Origin of the sequence: Pseudonocardia sp. (assembly GCF_025965585.1) — a bacterium.
Classification (GTDB): Bacteria; Actinomycetota; Actinomycetes; order Mycobacteriales; family Pseudonocardiaceae; genus Pseudonocardia.
In genome coordinates, this window is the sequence record NZ_JAOPWR010000345.1 from 1 (window position 1) to 3,589 (window position 3,589).

Below are 3,589 nucleotides of genomic sequence, written 5' to 3' on the forward strand. Positions count from 1 at the left end.
CGACGCCTCGCGGATCACGATCCAGTCGGGCAGATCCCGGATGGAGCCCTGCGTCATGAACCGCCGCAGCCGGTCGCAGCGGGCCGTGGGGGGCGGAGCGGCACTCCTCGTTCCGCTCGATCGTCAACCACCGCTCCGCCCACAGCGTGGCTGTTCCCTCTGGCGATGTCCCGCACGTCCCTCAGGGTGTCCGGACGGCGTCTCAGGCGGACGCGGATGCGGTAGGGGGAGCAAGGCGTGCAGCGATGTCCCGGTCCGAGTCGTCGTCCATCCGGCGCAGGTAGGGCGCCACGAGGTCACCGTAGACGGCCTTGCGGCGCGCGGGCAGGTCCTTCCATCCGGTCACCGAACGCCGGCATTCGGCCGCGCCGCACAGGCACGCGGCCGGGAAATGGTCCACGGTGAAGTTGCGCATCGCGTAGTCGAACGTCAGCTCCTGCCCGGCGGCGATCGGCCTGCGGGCGACGAAGTCGAACGCTCCCCCGGCATTGAGGCGCACCCCGCAGTTGGGGTCGCACGAGTGGTTGACCTTGGGACCGAGGCCGCCGTGGCGCGCCCAACTCTGCGGACCGACCTGGGTGGCGTGCGAGTCGTTGCCCGACAGCGGGCCCACCAGAAACCCCACCATGACGGTCTCCCCCGCGGCGAAGGCGCGGGCGGCGAGTACCCCGTCCCCGGTGCCGTCAGGAGCGCGGCGCAGGACGACGTCATCGGACGTGGAATCGCCCGCAACAGGGCGGCCGTCCTGCTGGACCTGCGGTGACGCGGTGGATGACGTGGTGGATGACATCGTCGACAACCTCCGGGAGCGGTGGGACGCACGTCGCCGGAGGTCTGGAGCGAACGCATCTGCGCTTCGCACCCTACGCACCCGGCATATGACCGAGGTGGGCCGTACGCCGGCGCAGGTGCCGAAAGCCGTCACCGCGCGATCGCCGGATCGGACCCGTAGACGCTTCCATGTTTGTCAAGCGGCCGCCGGAGCCGTCAAGGTCGGGGCGGCGAGCGCCGTGCTGGTGTCGAGAGCGCGGTAGAGCTTGCGGGCGATGTGGCGCAGCACCCCATGCGGGTCTTGGCGATGGTGTGGATCGCGCAGTTCGACGCGCGGTCGCCGCCGCGGTTGAGCCGGTGCCGCACCGTCTTGCCGCTGCTGGCCTGCAGCGGGCCGGTCTCCGACAGCGCGGCGAACGCGGCGTCGCTTCGGCACCGGCCAACATGAGAGAACGACACGATGGCCTGGGCCGCGGTGCTGCGCCGACGCCGTGGCGCTCGGTCAACCGGCGTCCAGACGCAGCGCGGCGAGCATCGCGAGATGGGCGTCGAGGGGGTCGGACTTGCCCTTCCCGCGGCGAGCCTTGCGGTTGGGCTGCTCGCACTCGACCACCACCAGGCCGGCGGCGGCGACCGCGCGGGCAAGTCCCACGCCGCAGCTTCGCGTGCCCTCGATCGACGCCATCACACGCGGCCCCGCAGCGTGGTCGACGATCCATGCCAGCAGCTCGGCATAGCCTGCGGTGTCGTTGCTGATCTTCCGTGTCCCGATCGGGGTGCCGGTCGGGAGCGCGATCTCGACCTCGTGGTGTCGCGGTGGGTGTCGACATCGGCCCGGGTGGGATCACCGAGTGGCACATCTGTGACGGGTCACGCCCACGGGCGACAGGCTTCTGATCAGGCCAACCGGTGGGCCAGGCCGGTGCCGGCAACCGCGGCGGACAAGTCAACGGCAAGACACGCCGAAGCGGCCGGATCGTTATTCAGGCGGGTCTCGACCCGGGCGAACCGCCCTGCCATCCGTTCGAGGAGCCTGTCGGTCTCCGCCGCCCACCGGACTGACCCTGGGCCGTGGCCCACGGCCACCGCTTGATCATTTGAAGTCGACACAACGGACGAGGATCACGCGGTCGCCGCAACACGTCCGGGACCGCACGCCGCAAGATCACGAGCTATGGCTGGAGTATGAGGCCGACATGGTGATGAGCTCGTCGGTAACCCATCGTGCGACGTTGGCGGGGTAGGGCGCCGGCAGTCCGAGGACGATGTGCTGGAAGCCGGCGTCCATCGCTTTGCCGATCGCGTCCCGGGTGATGCTGGGCTGGTCGTAGGAGGCTGGCAGGTGGATCGAGCGGGTGACCGAGGCGGGGTCGCGACCGATCTCGACGCAGTAGCGGTCCAGCAGTGCGCTGCGGCGGACGGCGTCGTCGATGTCGCCGCCCGGGATGTTCCACAGGTCGGCGTGCTCGGCGACCACGCGCAGCGTCGGGGCCGAGCGTCCGCCGATAAGGATCGGTGGGTGGGGGCGCTGGACGGGTTTTGGGTTGCAGAACGCTCCGGTGAGGTCGAGGTAGGTGCCATGGAAGTCGAACGGTTCGGCCTCGGTCCACAACCGCCGGATAACCGTGCATGCTTCGGCGAGGCTCCCCACGGCGTGGGCGGAGTCGTGGAAGGGCAGGCCGTGTGCTTCATACTCGCGCCGGGCCAGAGGGTGGCTGGGCCGTGAGCCTGCGCCGATACCGAAGTCGAGCCGTCCGTCGGAGACGATGTCGACGGTCGCGGCGATCTTCGCCAGCATCGCGGGCGGTCGGAAGCGGTTGCTGGTCACGAGCAGGCCGAGGCGCAGTCGTTGGGTCTGCGCGGCCAGGGCCGAGAGCAGTGTCCAGCCTTCGTAGGTCGGTCCGCTCGGGTCGCCGCCGATCGGCATGAGGTGATCGAACAACCACGCATGCTCGATCTCCGGGATCGTGTCCGCCTCGCGCCAGACCCGCAGGATGTCGTGGTAGTCGACCTGTGATGGGGCGGTCATGATCCCGAAACAAGGCCGGGCTGTCTGCGACATGGGGCCGTGGTCCTTTCAACATCGGCAGCGCGGTGCGCTACCGTCGCTTAAGTGGAACATCCTTCCGGAAGCATACGGAACATGGTTCCGGTTAGTCAAAGTGGAGGAAGGCGTGGGCGAGGAATCGACCGAGCAACGCGACGAGGCGGGGCCTGACGGGCCGACCGGCCGGCGGGTCCGCGCTGACGCACAACGCAACATCGACGCGTTGCTCAAGGCGACCGCGGCAGTGTTCGCGGTCTCAGGGGTGGACGCCCCCGTGCGGGAGATCGCCGCGAAGGCCGGCGTCGGGGTCGGCACCGTCTACCGACACTTCCCCCAGCGCTCAGATCTGATCGCGGCGGTGTTCCGACACGAAGTCGACGCCTGCGCCGACGCCGCCCCGGCCATGGCGGCTGAGCACGAGCCCGCCGAGGCACTGGCGCGTTGGATGCAGCGCTACGCCACCTTCATCGCCACCAAGCGCGGGCTCGCCGCAGCCCTGCACTCCGGAGACCCGGCTTTCGACGCCCTGCCCGTCTACTTCGAGAAACGACTCCTCCCTGCCCTCAGGTCACTGCTCGCCACCGCCGTGACCGCAGGAGAGGTGCGGACCGACGTCGAGCCCCGCGACCTGCTGCGAGCAGTGGGCAACCTGTGCCTGCCCGCTCACGAAGACGGACCCGGCCACGCGCAACGCATGATCGCCCTGCTCGTCGATGGGCTGCGCTACGGCGCAGCCTCCCCGCGACCAGTTCCCACAGCGACACGAGGATC

4 protein-coding genes and 1 pseudogene are annotated in these 3,589 nt (G+C 69.7%); 1 reads left to right on the top strand and 4 read right to left on the bottom strand.

What is annotated here, in order from left to right; all coding sequences use genetic code 11:
- Positions 1 to 202 precede the first annotated feature (202 nt).
- The 4 genes and pseudogenes from JWR81_RS21080 to JWR81_RS21090 all read right to left on the bottom strand — a co-directional run bounded on the left by JWR81_RS21080 (position 203) and on the right by JWR81_RS21090 (position 2,800).
- On the bottom strand, positions 203 to 790 hold the full coding sequence (locus tag JWR81_RS21080; RefSeq protein ID WP_297655593.1) for an SET domain-containing protein-lysine N-methyltransferase: 588 nt from the start codon (positions 788 to 790) through the stop codon (positions 203 to 205).
- A 197-nt stretch (positions 791 to 987) separates the two neighbouring features.
- A complete protein-coding gene (locus JWR81_RS34470; RefSeq protein WP_367278823.1) occupies positions 988 to 1,314 on the bottom strand; it encodes a transposase in 327 nt (108 codons plus the stop codon).
- Positions 1,274 to 1,573: pseudogene (locus JWR81_RS21085) on the bottom strand (transposase); the annotation flags it as partial. The pseudogene JWR81_RS21085 and the gene JWR81_RS34470, both read right to left, overlap by 41 nt.
- Before the next feature lie 363 nt (positions 1,574 to 1,936).
- Entirely contained in the window at positions 1,937 to 2,800 is an 864-nt protein-coding gene (locus JWR81_RS21090; RefSeq protein ID WP_297655596.1) for an LLM class flavin-dependent oxidoreductase, read from the bottom strand.
- A 133-nt stretch (positions 2,801 to 2,933) separates the two neighbouring features.
- Between JWR81_RS21090 and JWR81_RS21095 the strand changes: the two genes are divergently transcribed.
- Positions 2,934 to 3,589: TetR/AcrR family transcriptional regulator (locus JWR81_RS21095; RefSeq protein WP_367278822.1), on the top strand; the 656-nt coding region annotated here is incomplete at its 3' end.